9 protein-coding genes are annotated in these 15583 nt (G+C 71.3%); 8 read left to right on the forward strand and 1 reads right to left on the reverse strand.

What is annotated here, in order from left to right; translation table 11 throughout:
- The first annotated feature begins 96 nt into the window (after window positions 1-96).
- From ACFXPK_RS06615 to ACFXPK_RS06635, 5 genes are all read left to right on the forward strand, one after another.
- On the forward strand, window positions 97-531 hold the full coding sequence (locus tag ACFXPK_RS06615) for a hypothetical protein (RefSeq protein ID WP_385072389.1): 435 nt from the start codon (window positions 97-99) through the stop codon (window positions 529-531).
- Entirely contained in the window at window positions 528-3449 is a 2922-nt protein-coding gene (gene pglZ, locus ACFXPK_RS06620; protein ID WP_385072392.1) for a BREX-2 system phosphatase PglZ, read from the forward strand. The genes ACFXPK_RS06615 and pglZ overlap by 4 nt, the downstream gene beginning before the upstream one ends.
- Window positions 3446-4774, forward strand: a complete 1329-nt coding sequence (gene brxD / locus ACFXPK_RS06625; protein ID WP_385072395.1) for a BREX system ATP-binding protein BrxD — start codon at window positions 3446-3448, stop codon at window positions 4772-4774. The genes pglZ and brxD overlap by 4 nt, the downstream gene beginning before the upstream one ends.
- Before the next feature lie 7 nt (window positions 4775-4781).
- Window positions 4782-6908, forward strand: coding sequence for a DEAD/DEAH box helicase (locus ACFXPK_RS06630; protein WP_385072398.1), 2127 nt, complete (start codon window positions 4782-4784; stop codon window positions 6906-6908).
- A gap of 959 nt (window positions 6909-7867) precedes the next feature.
- Window positions 7868-9313: a S1 family peptidase gene (locus tag ACFXPK_RS06635; RefSeq protein ID WP_385072401.1), complete on the forward strand. Its 1446-nt coding sequence runs from the start codon at window positions 7868-7870 to the stop codon at window positions 9311-9313.
- A gap of 67 nt (window positions 9314-9380) precedes the next feature.
- On the opposite strand, the gene ACFXPK_RS06640 is transcribed toward ACFXPK_RS06635, so the two are convergent.
- Window positions 9381-11132: an IclR family transcriptional regulator C-terminal domain-containing protein gene (locus ACFXPK_RS06640; RefSeq protein ID WP_385072404.1), complete on the reverse strand. Its 1752-nt coding sequence runs from the start codon at window positions 11130-11132 to the stop codon at window positions 9381-9383.
- A 172-nt stretch (window positions 11133-11304) separates the two neighbouring features.
- Between ACFXPK_RS06640 and ACFXPK_RS06645 the strand changes: the two genes are divergently transcribed.
- The 3 genes from ACFXPK_RS06645 (at window position 11305) to ACFXPK_RS06655 (ending at window position 15459) form a co-directional block, all read left to right on the forward strand.
- Entirely contained in the window at window positions 11305-12615 is a 1311-nt protein-coding gene (locus ACFXPK_RS06645; protein ID WP_385072407.1) for a 4-hydroxybenzoate 3-monooxygenase, read from the forward strand.
- A 236-nt stretch (window positions 12616-12851) separates the two neighbouring features.
- Complete coding sequence (locus tag ACFXPK_RS06650; protein WP_385072409.1) at window positions 12852-14138, forward strand: sensor histidine kinase; 1287 nt, start codon at window positions 12852-12854, stop codon at window positions 14136-14138.
- On the forward strand, window positions 14131-15459 hold the full coding sequence (locus tag ACFXPK_RS06655) for a hypothetical protein (protein ID WP_385072412.1): 1329 nt from the start codon (window positions 14131-14133) through the stop codon (window positions 15457-15459). The genes ACFXPK_RS06650 and ACFXPK_RS06655 overlap by 8 nt, the downstream gene beginning before the upstream one ends.
- Window positions 15460-15583: the final 124 nt, after the last annotated feature.

The following is a 15583-nucleotide window of genomic DNA, read 5'->3' on the forward strand; positions in this document are numbered from 1 at the left end:
GGGCGCCCCCCGGCCCGCTGAGCCGGCCCAGCCCCCCAGGCAGTGGGCGGCGGGGGGCGGGGGGGCGATAGCCCGCCCACACCCAACGTCTTCGCCATGGCGGGTACACTCCGTGAGCCGTACGCGACAGAGGCCCGCGCCATTTTTGACTCCCTGCACGGTGCCGCTCGTGCCGAGCAGAACGCCGTCGACCTGCCGCCCGTACTGGAGCGCACGCGCAAGGAGATCACCGACCTCGTCGGACGGGCCAACACTGCTCAGCGGGACGGCCGTTCGCAGGGCCATCCCGCATCCGCGCCGGAAGGCGATACGCGCGGTACGGCCGACCCTGCGCCCGTCCCGGCTCCGCGGACATCGCCTGTAGACCGGGACGAGACGGGGGCGGACAGTGACGGAACGGTTCACAGCGGCCGGTTCGAGGCAGAAAGCGCCGAGGCCGCCGCGCGGCTCGGGGCCGAACTCGCAGCAGTCGCGAAGCTGGATCCGGGGGCCCGTATCCAGGTCATCTGGCAGACGGTTGAACAGACGTGACCACCCGCAGCACCTCCGTACCGTCCGAGGCCCGCTCCCTGCGGGGGCGGGCCCGTCCAGCGCACCCCGCCGCGATCGTTCAGGTCGTCCAGAGCCGGACCTTCTCGGCCGGGGAACCGCGCATCATGCTGATTCGTGCCGAACCGGTCTGGGACGGCCCGGACCTGCTGCCGCTCGGCCGTGGCCGTACGGTCCGGGTCGTGACGGCCGTCTCGCCGCTCGCCGTGCTGGAAACGGTCACCCGTCATCGCGAAGCCGAAACCGGTGAGCTGCTGGCCGTACTGACGGATGCCGAAGAGTCGGAGCTGGGCTCCGGGCTGCTCGCCCGGGTGTACCAGAACCGGGTCTACCCCATAGAGCCATGGTCCGTCGTCCGGCAGATCTTCGGCGCGCGTGAGCTGGACCCCCGGTTGACCGCCGAAGGATGGGCGGCAGAGGCGCTGATCGACGCGGCGGCTCAGGGCAGCTGGCCCAAGGTTCCCGGGGTGGTGCTGTCCCGTGACACGGCGCTGGCCAGTCTTGCGGCGACCCGGCTCTCGACCTCGACGCACCGGCTGAACGCCCACGCGCTCGACCTGCACGGATTCCTTGCCTGGTCGTTGGTGCCCGGGGCCGCTGAGCGGCTGGCCGCGCTGGGCGACGACGAACGTCAGGGGCTGATGAAATGGCTGACCGACCAGGACCGTGCCGGGGAGTCGGCGGGGGCGCTGGCCGCGCTGTTCGCGCTCTTCGACGCGGGCCGGGGTGCGGACGCCGTACCCATGGGACTGGTGTGTTCGGCACTATGGGGTCCGGATGCCCCGCCTTCGGCGGACCGGCCGCGCGGGCGGGTGGAGCAGGCCTTCGACGCCGTCGGTCTTTCGGACGAAGTATTCGCGGTGTTCGGTGCGGAGACGCAGCGGTATGTGCGTGCGCTGGTGGTCAGTAGGACCAGCGCCGTGGACACCCCGGGCGGAGCCGACCCTCATGCCGTACTGGACCGGGCGGAGACGCTGATCAGGCAGTTCGGTGCTGAGGAAGCAGCGGGTACCAGCACGCTGCTGAGGTCGGGGCTTCAGTCGCGCTACGGCGTCGTCGCGCGCGAACTGATCCAGTGCGTACGCGCCGATGCCGTACGGCAGCTTTCCGCGCGGCGCCTCCAGAGCCTGGCCGACGCCGTACAGGCGCTGGATGACCACGCGCTGGCAGGCTGGGAGAGCCACAGCGGTTCACTCGTCCGGATCAGAATGGCCCAGCGTCTGGTGCAGTGGCTGGCGTCGCACGAGGAGACGGACTTCGCCACCGCGGCCCAGGCGGTCGACCGGCACATCACGGAGTACGGATGGGTGGACCTTGCCGATGGTTATATCCATGACGGGGACAGTGCCCACCCCGACCTGAGGCGGGCTTATTCCGCGTTGCACACGGCGGTACGGGCGCGACGACACGCGGTCGACGAAAAATTCGCAGTGCGGCTTGCCGAGGAGACCGCATCGGAGTCCGGGCCCACGGATGCGCTGATGGTCGAGTCGTTCGCCGCCAGGGTGCTGGCTCCCGTGGTGAAGCCGCCCAGGACTGGACGTCATCCCCTGCTCTTTCTGTTGCTCGACGGTGCCAGTGCGGCCATAACGGCTGACCTCGCGGAGCAACTGCGGGCCCGTGCCTGGGTGGAACACGATCCTGTCGTCGATGTTCCGGGCCCGCCGTACAGGCGCGCGATGACGTCAGCGCTGCCCAGCATCACGACGGTGTCCCGAGGGTCGCTGTTCGCCGGTGAACTCGTCGAAGTGACCCAGGGCGAGGAGCGCGGCCGATTCGCCTCGCACCATTTCTGGAACGGTGCCACGGTCCGGCTGTTCCACAAGGCCGGACTGCGCGGCGAGGCCGGGGCGCCACTGGGCGCCGAACTCGGCGAAGCCCTCGCTGATCCCGAGACCCATGTCGCGGTGGTGGTGAACACGATCGACGACCGGCTGCGAGAGGACCGGCCGGTCTCCAGCTGGCAGCTCGGCGAATTGCTCGGCATGGAGGAACTGCTGGCTTCGGCCCGGGTCAACGGCCGTGCTGTGGTGATCACTTCTGACCACGGACACATCATCGACCGGGGTTCGGACAAGGTGGCCGCGACAGATGCCCTGTCGGCGCGCCACCGCTCAGGGACCAGCGGGGCCGGAAAGGGCGAGGTCGCACTCTCCGGACGCCGGGTCGTCTCCCACGGGCAACGGATCGTGGCCCTGTGGGACTCCACATCCCGATACGGCAACCGGCAGGCCGGTTATCACGGCGGAGCCGCTCTCGCCGAAGTGGCCATCCCCGTACTCGCGTTCGCGGCTCGTGGCGCCAGCGTGCCGAAGGGCTGGCGTGAGCTCGGCCCGCAGCGCCCCCGCTGGTGGTCACTCGAAGCAGGCAGCCATCCCCCTGTCGTCGCCGATCGCCGGCCCTCCCTTCCTTCGCCCACCGCGAAGCCCCGTGCTTCCGCGGCGACGCTGCGCCGCCGCGCTGCGGAGCGTGAAGCCGCCGAGGCCGCATCGGGCCAGGCCGTTCTGGAGCTGCCGGACACGATCGAGTCTCCGCCGCCCCCCTCCGAGGACTCAGGTGCCTCACGCATCGACCAGTTGATCGAGGCCCTTCGTTCCTCCGACATCCTTCAGGCACAGCTCGAAGCGCTGCCTCGGAAAGAGGACTTCGCCAATGTCGGTGCTGCGGTGAGGGCGCTGATCGAGGCGCACATGATCATGCCGGTCTCGGCGGTGGCCGAGCGAGCGGGGAAACGCCCGGCTCGTGCCGCAGGGTTCGCCGCAACGCTCCAGCGGGTTCTCAATTACGACCAGGTGGAGGTGCTGACCTTGGTGGACAGTGGAAGGTCTCTGAGGCTGGACCTGGACCAGCTCGGACAGCAGTTCGGTCTTCCGGGGCACCTCATGGGGACAGGCAAGTGACGACGGACGTGGGCGGCCTCAGCCCGGCCCGCCGCAGCCGGCTGATCGACGCGCTGAGGCGCGGCGCGGTGCCAGAATCCGGGCTCGGTCCTCTCGCTGTCGGCCTGCGGCGTTTCGAAACGGCCGTGGACGACGAACTCGACGCGGTAGCAAGGGGAACTGCGGTCTTCAAGGCCGTACGGGGCGAGTACGGGTCAGGGAAGACCTTCTTCACCCGCTGGCTGGGGGAGCGCGCCAAGCAGCGGAACTTCGCTGTAGCCGAAGTGCAGGTGTCCGAGAACGAGACCCCGTTGCACAAACTGGAGACGGTCTACCGGCGGCTCACCGAACGGCTCGCCACCTCCAGCTACCCGCCCAGTGCCTTCCGCCCGGTGATCGATGCCTGGTTCTACGCGCTGGAGGAGGACGCTCTCAGCGCGGGATCTTCGGAAGAGGAACTGCCCTCCGCGGTCGCGGACCTCATGGCCGGCAGGCTCGCGGAAGTGTCCCGTACAGCCCCGATGTTCGCGACCGCGCTGCGCGGATACCACCAGGCACAGGAGGCAGCCGACGGAGCCACGGCGGACTCGCTCGTCGCATGGCTGGGAGGCCAGCCGCATGTGGCGGCGGCGGTCCGCCGAACCGCGGGAGTGCGGGGCGACCTGGACCATTTCGGTGCCCTGGGCTTTCTTCAGGGTCTGCTCTCCGTGCTCAAGGACTCCGGACATCCAGGGCTGCTGCTCGTTCTGGACGAGGTCGAGACACTGCAACGGGTTCGCTCCGATGCCCGGGACAAAGCGCTCAATTCATTGCGACAGCTCATCGATGAAGTGCACTCAGGGCGATTCCCCGGCCTCTATCTGGTGGTGACCGGTACACCCGCCTTCTATGACGGACCCCAGGGCGTCAATCGGCTGGCACCCCTGGCCCAGCGGCTTGCCACCGACTTCTCGACCGACGCACGGTTCGACAACCCGCGAGCCGTGCAACTGCGGCTCCCCGGTTTCACGGTGGATTCCCTCACCGAACTCGGCATCCGGGTACGTGATATCTATGCCACCGGGTCCGGCACATCAGGGCGTGTCCAGACCGTGGTGGACGATAGCTATCTGGCAGATCTTGCGCGTGCGGTCACCGGAGGCCTCGGCGGCAAGGTCGGTGTCGCACCACGCCTCTTCCTCAAAAAGCTCGTGGCAGATGTCCTGGACAGGGTCGACCAGTTCGACGATTTCGATCCCCGTCAGCACTATGCGCCGACCATGTCGCCGTCGGAGCTGACCGAGGTGGAGCGGAACGCGGCGGCGCTGCTCGCGGAATCGGTCGACGACATCGCTCTCGAACTGTGAGGCGGGCGTGACGCAGTCCGCCGTCGACCGGCTCCACCCGGTAGTGGTTCACCACATTGTCAACACCCTGGGCTGGCCAGGACTGCGGCCACTCCAGGAAGAGTCCATTACACCTCTCATGGACGGCTCGGACGCCGTGCTGCTGGCCCCGACCGCCGGCGGTAAGACCGAGGCTGCTGCCTTCCCGCTGCTGTCCCGCATGGCGCAGGAGAGCTGGACCGGTACCTCCGTGCTCTACGTCTGTCCGCTCAAGGCGCTGCTGAACAATCTGCTGCCACGGCTGGAGACGTACACCTCCTGGCTGGGGCGCACCGCGGCGCTCTGGCACGGTGATGTCCCAGGGACCCGACGCAAGCGTATTCTGCGCGAACGGCCGGACGTGCTGCTGACCACCCCGGAATCCCTGGAAGCGATGCTGGTCAGCACGAACGTCGACCACCGGGCCTTCTTCTCCGGGCTGCGCACCATCGTCGTCGACGAGGTGCACGCCTTCGCGGGGGACGACCGGGGCTGGCATCTGCTGGCCGTACTGGAGCGGCTGGAACGTGTGGCCGGCCGACCGGTTCAGCGTGTCGGGCTCTCCGCGACGGTGGGCAACCCCGAAGAACTGCTGACCTGGCTGCAGGGATCGGGGGCGGCCAAGCGGCCGGCGCGGGTCGTCGCCCCGCACCTGCGGGAAGAAGCACCGGCCGCGCCGCCGCCCGGGGATGTCCAACTGGACTATGTGGGATCACTGGCCAACGCGGCGACGGTGATCGCGGCCCTCCACCGGGGTGAGAAGCGGCTGGTGTTCTGTGAATCACGGCGACAGGTGGAGCAGCTCGGCGAGGCCCTGAGAGCAAAAGGAGTGACGACCTTCCTGTCTCACGCTTCGTTGTCCGTGGACGAGCGGCGGCGGGCGGAGGAAGCCTTTGCCGAAGCCCGGGACTGTGTGATCGTCTCGACCAGCACACTGGAACTCGGCATCGACGTCGGAGACCTGGACCGGGTCGTGCAGATCGACGCACCGGGCAGTGTGGCCTCGTTCCTGCAACGCCTCGGGCGTACGGGGCGGCGTCCGGGAGCACTGCGGAACTGTCTCTTCCTCGCCGTCGACGAGTCCGGTCTGCTGTCGGCGGCGGCGCTTCTCCTGCTCTGGTCCCGTGGCTGGGTGGAGCCGGTCGTCGCGCCGCCGGAGCCCCGGCACATCGTCGCTCAGCAGGTACTGGCGCTCTGTCTCCAGGAACACCGGGTCGGCGACCGGCTGTGGCAGGAATGGTGGGGTGGACTCGGCCCGTTCGGCCCGACTGCGGAGCCGATCGTGCGGCATCTCATCGACGAGGGGTATCTGAACCGGGACGGTGGGATGATGTTCCTCGGCCCCGAGGCCGAACGCCGTTTCGGCTACCGGCATTTCATGGACCTCACCGCGGTCTTCACCGCGGCACCGGAGTTCACCGTGTTGTCGGGGCGCACCGAGATCGGTACGACGGACCCGGCGCTGCTCACCGAAGAGGTTGCCGGACCGCGGCGGTTGCTGCTCGCCGGGCGCAGTTGGCAGGTGACCTACATCGACTGGTCCCGGCGGCGCTGCTTCGTCGAGCCGGTGGACGGGGGCGGCAAGGCCCGATGGGGAGGCATCGGGCTGACCCGTACGGCGTCCCGTGCGCTCACCCGTGCGGCGCGGGAGGTGCTGCTCGGTGCGACACCACCTGTCACCCTCACCCGGCGCGCCGACAGCGCCCTCGGTCAGGTGCGGGAAAGAGCCGCTGAGCTGGTCCACCCGGATGCGACCGTCCTCCTGAGGGGGGGGCGCGACACGAACGTTCGGTGGTGGACCTGGGCCGGATACAAGGCCAATGTCACCCTGGCGGCTTCGCTCAGTTCAGTTGCTGACCCTTTGCAGCGTCCCACGGACACGTACATCCGGCTCCGCGAAGATCTCACCCTTCAGGAATGGAGACAGGCGAAGGAGCACGGCACGGAGCAACTGTGCCTTCCTGCGGTGGATCCCCGCGCACTTAACGGGCTGAAGTTCAGCGCGGCTCTTCCTCCACGTCTGGCCGAGGCGACGCTCGCGGCCCGCGTGGCCGACCTCGAAGGCGCTGCGGCGACGATGCGTGAACACGTGAGGTTCACGCATCACGGGACATGACGACTGGCTGCTCCCCCTTGTCGGTCCGAGTGAACGGTTTCCTCGGCCTCACCCGTGCAGCGGCTCAGGCCTCTCGTCCGGTTCCTCTTCCCAGGCTGCGCTGGTCCGGAAGCGTTCCTCCCACAGCCGGACACCCGGGCCGTCCGGTTTCCATCGCCGGCAGAACTCGTGGTATCAGGTGCACCGCGTGAGCATGGCCGCCCTGCGGAGCTGCCGGGAGGGAACAGAGTCTAGTCCGGAGTACGTGGTGAAGGGCGGGCGGAGGGATGTCCGGTGGGTCGGGTGGTGTGTTCGCACGGCCTATTCGCGCCACGCCAGGTCCTCCGCCGCGTCGCCGGCATGGGCGAACTCCCAGTGACCACGGCCGTGACCTGGTGGGTGGACGGGTCCAGTAGGAGGTTGTACCTGTACCTGGGGCGGTGTCTGTGTCGGGAGCGGTGTCGGGAGCGGTGCGCAGGAAATCCGTGGGTGCGGCGGGCATGCGGCGCAGCGTCTCGACGCATGTCCGCAGGGCCGTGTCCGCGTGCCCGGCGTCCATGAGCTCCTGGCCGGGGGTGCCCGGGACGAGGCCGAGTGTGAGGGTGTGCCCGTGTGCCAGGAGCAGCGGAGGGAACCGGGACGTGGGCCTGTAATGCGGTCAGTGACATGCGCTCGCACGCGAACCACTCGGCAGAATCGTGGCCTTCGAAGGCCTTCTCGATGGGTTTGCCGTCGCCCAGCGTCTGATGGGCATAGCCGCATTTGAGGGGACGCATCGGCTGATTGTAGCCAGGCTGATTGGTGCCCTTCAGCGGGTTATGTCCCGGAGGTCCTGGTGAGGGGTGGACGCGTTCCGGAGCGGGTGAACTCGGTTGCGGGGAAGTTGTGTTGAACGCGTATCGGGTCGCCTCCGTATACAGGGCCGAGCGTTCTTCGTCTGCTGCCGGCGAGCGGACTCCGTCCCCACAGGAGGTCTTGAGTTGAGCCACAAACGCATACCCAAGCGGAAGATCGTATTCGCCGGGGGTGGCGCTGTAGCCGTTGCGGCGGCCGCGATTCTGCTGCCGAACGCCAATGCCTCACAGGGCGGCGAGCCGGAGCCGGCGCCCAAGAGGGTGACCGCGGCGGCTGCCGGGGATCTCTCCTCCCAGATCGCGGCGCAGTTGGGCGACGCCTTCGCCGGGTCGTACTACGACTCCGCGAAGCAGCAGATCGTCATCAACGTCGTCGGTGACAACAACAAGGTCGCGCTCCGGGCCAAGCAGGCCGGAGCCGTCGTCAGAAACGTCAAGAACAGCACCGCCCAGCTCAAGGCCGCCTCGCAGACACTGAAGGCGCAGGCCACCATCCCCGGCACTGCCTGGTCCGTCGACCCCAGGACGAACCAGATCCAGGTCACCGCCGACCGCACCGTGAACGGTGCCGAGTGGAACCAGATCGAGTCGACCGTCAAGTCGCTCGGCTCCGACGTGGCCCGTATCAAGCGGAGCGCCGGGGAGCTCAAGCCCCTGGCCGCGGGCGGTGACGCCATCTTCGGTGGCGGCGCGCGCTGCTCCCTGGGCTTCAACGTCGTGACGGCGGACGGCGCCCCCGGCTTCCTCACGGCCGGGCACTGCGGTGTCGCCGCCGCCGAGTGGGCGGACGCCCAGAACGGGCAGCCGATCGCGACCATCCAGGACGCGACCTTCGCGGGCGGTGGCGACTTCGCCCTCGCCGCGTACGACGACCCGGCGACCGAGGCTCTCAGCACGGTCGACACCGGTGACGGCCAGATCGTGGAGATCGCCGCCGCTGCCGAGGCGGCCGTGGGCCAGGAAGTCATCCGGATGGGCAGCACCACCGGGCTGGCCGACGGTTCGGTCACCGGTCTGGACGCCACCGTCAACTACGGCAACGGCGACATCGTCAACGGCCTCATCCAGACCAACGTCTGCGCCGAGCCGGGCGACAGCGGTGGTCCGCTGTTCACCGCGGACGGTGGCGCCATCGGTCTGACCTCCGGCGGCAGCGGTGACTGCACCGTCGGCGGCGAGACCTTCTTCCAGCCGGTGACGACCGCCCTGGAAGCCGTCGGCGCCCAGATCGGTGACGGAGGTGCCGGTGACGGAGGTGCCGGCGACGGTGCCGCTGATGCCGGTGCGGGCGACGGTGCCGCTGACGCGGGTGCGGGTGATGGTGCCGCTGATGCCGGTGCCGGCGATGGCGCCGCTGACGCGGGTGCCGGTGACGGTGCGGGTGATGGCGCTGCTGACGCGGGCGCCGGTGATGGCGCTGCTGACGCCGGTGCGGGTGATGGTGCCGCTGACGCGGGTGCCGGTGATGCCGGTAACGGCAACGGCAACGGCAACGGCAACCACGGCAATGGAAACAACAACAACGGCAACAACAACAACGGAAACAACAACGGCAGCCGCAACGGTCACTGACCCCGCGTCGCCTCGGAAGGACCCCCCGGTCAGGCGCCCCGCCGTCCGGTGGGGTCCTTCCGCCGTGTCATACCGTCGGTACGCGGGTGAAGCGGCCCGCCACGTCGAGGTCCGCCTCCACCCGCGCCGCCGTCGCACGCAGCTCCGGGAGGACCTCCGCGAGGCAGGCCCCGACATCGCGGCGGCTCGTGTGCATGGCGACGTTCAGGGCCGCCACCACCGTGCCCGTACCGTCCACGACCGGTACCGCGATGGAGCGCAGCCCCTCCTCCAGCTCCTCGTCCACCAGGGCGTACCCCGCCCTGCGTACGCCGTCCAGCAGTGCGGCCAGTTCGGCGGGGGCCGTCACCGTGTGACGGGTCAGTGGCCTCGGTCCGGCCCGGGCGAGGCGGGCGACGAGGGCGTCGTACGGGAGCTCGTCCAGCAGGGCGGCCAGCAGGACCCGGCCCATGGACGTCGCGTACGCGGGAAAGCGGGTGCCGGTGGTGATGTTGACGTTCATGATGCGCCGGGTGGCCACCCGCGCCGTGTACTGGACGTCGTCGCCCACCAGCACAGCCAGGGACGCCGAGTCCTGCACCCGCCCCGCGAGCGCGGCCAGATGGGGCGCGGCGATCTGGGGGAGCGTCGTACGGGACAGGGCGGGGTAGCCGAGCGAGAGCACCCGCGGGGTGAGCCGGAACGTCCGGTCCGGCGCGGCGGTGACATGGCCCAGGTGCTCCAGGGTGATCAGGGCGCGCCGGGCGGTGGCCCTGGCCAGGCCGGTGGCCTCGGCGACGGCGCTGAGCGTCAGCGCGTCCCTGCCCTCGCCGAACGCGGTCGGTACGGTCAGCCCCCGGGCCAGGGACTCGATGAACTCCCGCCCCAGCTCCTGCTTGGACGCGCCGGTCCACGAGGCCAGCCCGGAACGTCGTCCCTCTCCCGGAAGCCGCCCGGCGGCGGGCTCCCCGGCGGCGGGTCCTGCGGCCGGGCGGGCCAGTTCGCGTTCCATCCCGGCCACGGCTGCCCGCAGCCGGGGCAGCAGCGTCTCCCGGAGCGAGGCGGCGCTGTGCCGGCTGGTGTGGCTGACCACGCTCACGACACAGACGGGCTCTCCCGCCCGGGGCGCCGTCGGGGTGCGCAGCGGTACGGAGAGGGCGATCAGCCCCGGTTCGATGAGCTGGTCGTCCAGCGCCCAGCCGTCCTCCCGGGCCCGCGCCGCCAGCTCCTCGAAGCGCCGCGCGTGGCCCGTCCGTACGCCGTGCGCGGCCTTGTCGTCCCGGGGCGGTACGGCGGGGAACCCCCGGTCCTCGGGGTCGGCGGCCCGGCGCGCCCGCCACCGTTCCCACTCCTCCCCGGTCCACCCGGCGGCGATCAGCGGCCCCGGCGCGGTGCGTTCCGCGGGCAGCAGATCGCCGATGCGGAAGGTCAGCGACATGGCGCGGCGCCGGGTGCTCTGGTGGACGAAGCGGATGCCGTCGCCGTCGGGGACGGCCAGCGACACCGACTCGTCCAGCTCGTCCGCGAGCCGTTCGGCGAGCGGGCCGAGCCGTCCCGGCAGCCGTGACGCGGACAGATAGGCGTTGCCCAGCTCCATGAGGCGCGGGGTGAGCACGGCGTCGTGGCCGGTCAGCCGTACGTATCCCATGCGGGCCAGCGTCGCGACGATCCGGTCGAGCGTGGCGCGGGCCAGACCGGTGGTGCGGACCAGGGCGCCGATGCTCGCGCGGCCGTCGGCGTCGCTGAGCGCGCGCACCACCAGGATGCCGCGCAGCAGTGGTTTCACGGCCTCGGCGGGCGGCTCCCCGTGAGGAGGTGGGGGAGGGGGCGTCGGCGGCATCGGCTCGGCTCTCCGGTCTCCCGGCGCCGGCCCCGGGACACCGGTGGAACGGGGCGTGGACGCGGGGCGTTGACAGGGGCCCGTGGTGAACGCAGACTCATGGCCCATCTCAGGTGGACGATAGTTCACCACGCGAACGGCAGTCAACGGCGACCACGGAGCGGAGAAGCGGATGCACACCACGGTCGGCATCGTCGGAGGCGGCCCCGCCGGTCTCCTGCTGGCACGTCTGCTGCACAACGCGGGTGTCGACAGTGTGGTCCTGGAGAGCCGCGACCGCGCCTACGTCGAGCGGCGCCAGCGCGCCGGAATCCTGGAGCAGCCCACCGTGGACGCCCTGCGCGCCGCCGGGGCCGGGGCCAGGATGGACCGCGAGGGCCTGGTCCACGAGGGGGTCGAACTGCGCTTCGGCGGGCGGGCGCACCGTATCGACTTCCCGGCGCTCACCGGTGGGCGCACGGTGATGGTGTACGCGCAGACCGAGGTGGTCAAGGATCTGATCGCCCTCCAGCTCGCCGGGGGCGGTCCGCTGCTCTTCGGCGCGGAGGCGCTCGCGGTGACGGGCGCCGACTCCGGCACGCCCGCCGTCCGTTATCGGCACGAGGGCCGTGAGCAGACGCTGACCTGCGAGTACGTGGTCGGCTGCGACGGCTTCCACGGGGTGACGCGCACCGCCGTACCGGAGGGCGCGCGCACGACGTACGAGCGGACGTATCCGTACTCCTGGCTCGGGATACTGGCCGAGGCGCCGCCGGTGTACGACGAGCTGGTCTACGCGCACTCGGAGCGCGGCTTCGCCCTGGCCAGCATGCGGTCCCCGACCGTCAGCCGGCTCTACCTCCAGGTGGAGAACGGCACCGACCCCGCCGACTGGCCCGACGCGCGGATCTGGGACGAGCTGGACGCCCGCCTCGCCCTCCGCCCGGCGCCGCGCACGGAGGGCGGCAGGACCGCCGTCTCCGGGCGGCGGCTGGAGCGGGGCCCCGTCACCGCCAAGTCCGTGCTGCCGATGCGCAGTTCCGTCACCGAGCCGATGCGGTACGGACGGCTGCTGCTGGCCGGGGACGCCGCGCACATCGTCCCGCCGACCGGCGCCAAGGGGCTCAACCTGGCGGCGGCCGATGTCATCGTGCTGGCGCGCGCCCTGGCCGAGGCGTACGGGAGCGGCTCCACCGCCGCGCTCGACGCGTACTCCGACACCTGTCTGCGGCGGGTGTGGCGGGCCGAGCACTTCTCGTCGTTCATGACGACGACGCTCCACACCGACCCGGCGCAGTCAGCCTTCGAGACCCGTCTCCAGCTCGCGCAGCTCGACCGCATCGCGTCCTCGCCGCACGCCGCCGCCGAACTGGCGGAGAACTATGCGGGGCTTCCCCTGGCCGGCCCCCCGACCGGCCCGGTGGAAGCCCCTGTGGACGACCCCTGGAGTGTTCCCGGGGCGGATCCATCCGTACGGGTGAACCAACCCCGTACAGGTATCTGAGGGTGATCCCGCACGTACCCCTGCCCACCCCCATGAGGCAGGGGTGCGTGCGGCCACAATGACCGCTCCCCCCTGAGAGCGGTCGAAACGTCAGGACCCTGACCGGAGAAACGGTATCGCCGGACCCCTCCGGCGTGTGACGGTCAATCGACCGACAATCGGCACGGGAAATGTGACGGGTGAGATGCCGAGTGGTGCATGAGTCGCATGAGACGCACAGGACGCAATCCGGCCCCTTGGAAAGCCCTCCGGGAAAGAACCAGGACCCACCGCCCCCGCCGGAGCCGCACGTCCCCGGCCCGGCCGAACGTGAATTCGTCGCCTTCGCCTTCCGCTACGCCCACCGGATCAGGGTCGTCGTGGTCTGCTCCGGCGCCCTGCTCGCCGTACCGGCCATGCCCGTCGGTGGTATGCCCGCCGCCTCGGCCGTCTCCGCCGTGGTCATCTTCTGGAGCGTGCTGCACTACCGGCTCGCCCGGGGCGGCCGTCACCCGCGCCGGACCCTCGTCGCCGACCTCGGGGTGCTGACCGCGCTCTGCCTCACCCAGGCGCTGACCATTCCGGCCTCCCAGACCCGGTACGGCTCCACCTGGGTGCTGGTCGTCGTCAGCATCGTCGCCGTCGGCTACCAGCTCACCCACCCGGCACGGCTCGCGCTGCCGCTGGCCGGGCTGCTCGCCGCCGTGGATCTGGCCGGCGCGGTGCTGGACCGGCCCCACGGCTGGACGTACGCGCTGCCCAACGTCGGATGGCTCTTCGTCCAGACCCTGCTCTGCCAGGGCATGTACCGGCTCGTGCTGCGCGGCAGCCGGGCCGCCGACGCGGCGGGCGCGCGGGCCGCCGAGGCCCGGCGGCGGCACGATGTCGCCCAGGCGCAGCGGTCGGCCGAGCGGGAACACCTCGCCACCCTGCACGACACCGCGTGCGCCACCCTGCTGATGGTCTCGGCGCACGGCGCCTCCCTCACCAAGGACGTGGTCCGCACCCAGGCGGCCAAGGACCTGCGCAGGCTGGCGGCGGAGCGCGCGCCCACCGCCCTGGCGCCCGGCGCACCCGGCGCACCCGGCGCACCCGGCGATCTGCCGTACGAGGCGGGTGCGACGTACGAGGCGTACGAGGCGTACGCGACGGGCCCGGCCGATCTGACCCGGGAGCTGCTCACGGAGATCGACGGCCATCCGCTCTCCGTGCACACCGCGTTCGACCGTACGCCCGGCTCCCTGGGCCCGGTCCCGCGTCCCGCCGCCGTCGCCCTGCGCGGCGCGCTCGGGGAGGCCCTGCGCAATGTGGACCGGCACGCGGGCGTCGGCGCCGCGACGGTGACGGCGACCCGGGACGGCGACACCGTCACCGTCGTCGTCCGCGACGAGGGCACCGGCTTCGACCGGGCGCGCGTACCGGCGCACCGCCGGGGACTGGCCCGTTCGATCGTCGAGCGGATGGAGGCGGCGGGCGGCCGGGCCACGATCATCTCCCGCCCCGGCGAGGGCACGACCGTACGGCTGGAGTGGGCCCGTGTCTGAACAGCGGTCGCCCGCCCCCGCCCCCGTCCCTCCCGGCGACGCCCCTGTGCCTCCCGGCGACGAGGGCGACGGCATCGGCGCCGATCCGCTCACCGACCGGATCGCCCGGGACATGCGCGCCGGGCTGCGGGTGGCCGGGCTCTTCATCCTCACCGCCGTGCACCTCGGGCTCGCCCTGCCCGCCCTGCTCGCCAGCCTGCGCGGCTACGACCAGCCCTGGGTCCAGCTCTTCGCGTTCACCCTGCTCACCCTGCTCATCATGGTGGACGCGCTGCTCGGCGCCGACGGGCGCGGGCGGCCACGCGCCTGGGTGGTCCTCGGTCTGACCTGCACCGTCGTGGCGTCGACGGTCTCCACCAGCCGGTTGCCCGTGGAGGAGTTCATCGGCACCCCGCACTGGACGTTCCTGGAGATCGGCTGGTTCGGGGTGCTGCTGCTCTTCGACGCCGGGCTGGGGCCGACGCTCGTCTTCATCGGCGGCCATCTCGCCGTGACGCTCGGCCAGTTGCTGCTCGCGGGCGTGCCGACCCGGGAGGCCGCCTCCGGCATGGCCGTCAGCGCCCTGGCGATCTGCACCTTCCAGGTCGCGGCCGCGATGCTCGCCCGGTCGCTCGGGGAGTGCGCCGCCGACGCGAGCGCCACCGCGCGCGAACAGGAGCGCGTCCGTACGGAGGCCGCCGTCGCCGCCCAGGTCCACGCCGACCAGCGGGCCCGCTACGCCGAACTCGACCGTTCCGTGCTGCCGTTGCTGACCGGGCTCGCCGACGGTTCGCTCTCGCCGGGGGACGCGGCGGTACGGCGCCGCTCCGCCGTGGAGGCCGCGCGGCTGCGGCGGCTCTTCGCGGAGCGCGACCACGCGCACGATCCGCTGCTCCACGAGCTACGGGCCGGGATCGACGTCGCCGAACGCCAGGGCGTCGATGTACAGCTCGCCGTGCGCGGGGCCTCGGCCCCGGTCGACCGGCGGCTGCGCCGCGCGCTCACCGAGCCGGTGCTCGCCGCGCTGGCGACCGCCGAACACAGCGCCCGCGCCACGGTGGTGCGCAGCGGCGGCCTGGTGCGGGTGAGCGTGGTGACGGACAGCCCCCGGACGACGCTGACGGCGCTGACGGAGATCCCCGAGCCGGCCGAGCGGGGGGTGCGGGTGCGTACCGTACGCAGCGAGGGGCGGCTGCTGGTCGAGGTGTCCTGCATCCTCGACACCGCCGTCGACGGAGCCGCGAGCGACGGCGCCGCTTCCGGCGAGGGGGACGGGGCGGCGCTCGCCGCCGTTCCGGCCGCCCGGGGTCACAGTTCGTCCAGCGAGGTCAGCCCGTCCTGAATGGCCCGCGCGACCAGGTTCGCCTTGGTCGTGGCGGGGCGGGCCCCGGGGCGGGGGGGTGTCATTCGCCCCCACACAAAGGCGGTGACCGTAGCGACCCCGGCGCCCCCCCCCCCCCCCCCCC

The organism is Streptomyces sp. NPDC059142, from assembly GCF_042755665.1.
Lineage (GTDB): Bacteria > Actinomycetota > Actinomycetes > Streptomycetales > Streptomycetaceae > Streptomyces.

Bases quoted from the DNA above. Each gene is read 5' to 3' on its own strand.
- ACFXPK_RS06615 (WP_385072389.1), top strand. From the start codon at position 97: ATGGCGGGTACACTCCGTGAGCCGTACGCGACAGAGGCCCGCGCCATT.
- ACFXPK_RS06640 (WP_385072404.1), bottom strand. From the start codon at position 11,132: ATGCCGCCGACGCCCCCTCCCCCACCTCCTCACGGGGAGCCGCCCGCC.
- ACFXPK_RS06645 (WP_385072407.1), top strand. From the start codon at position 11,305: ATGCACACCACGGTCGGCATCGTCGGAGGCGGCCCCGCCGGTCTCCTG.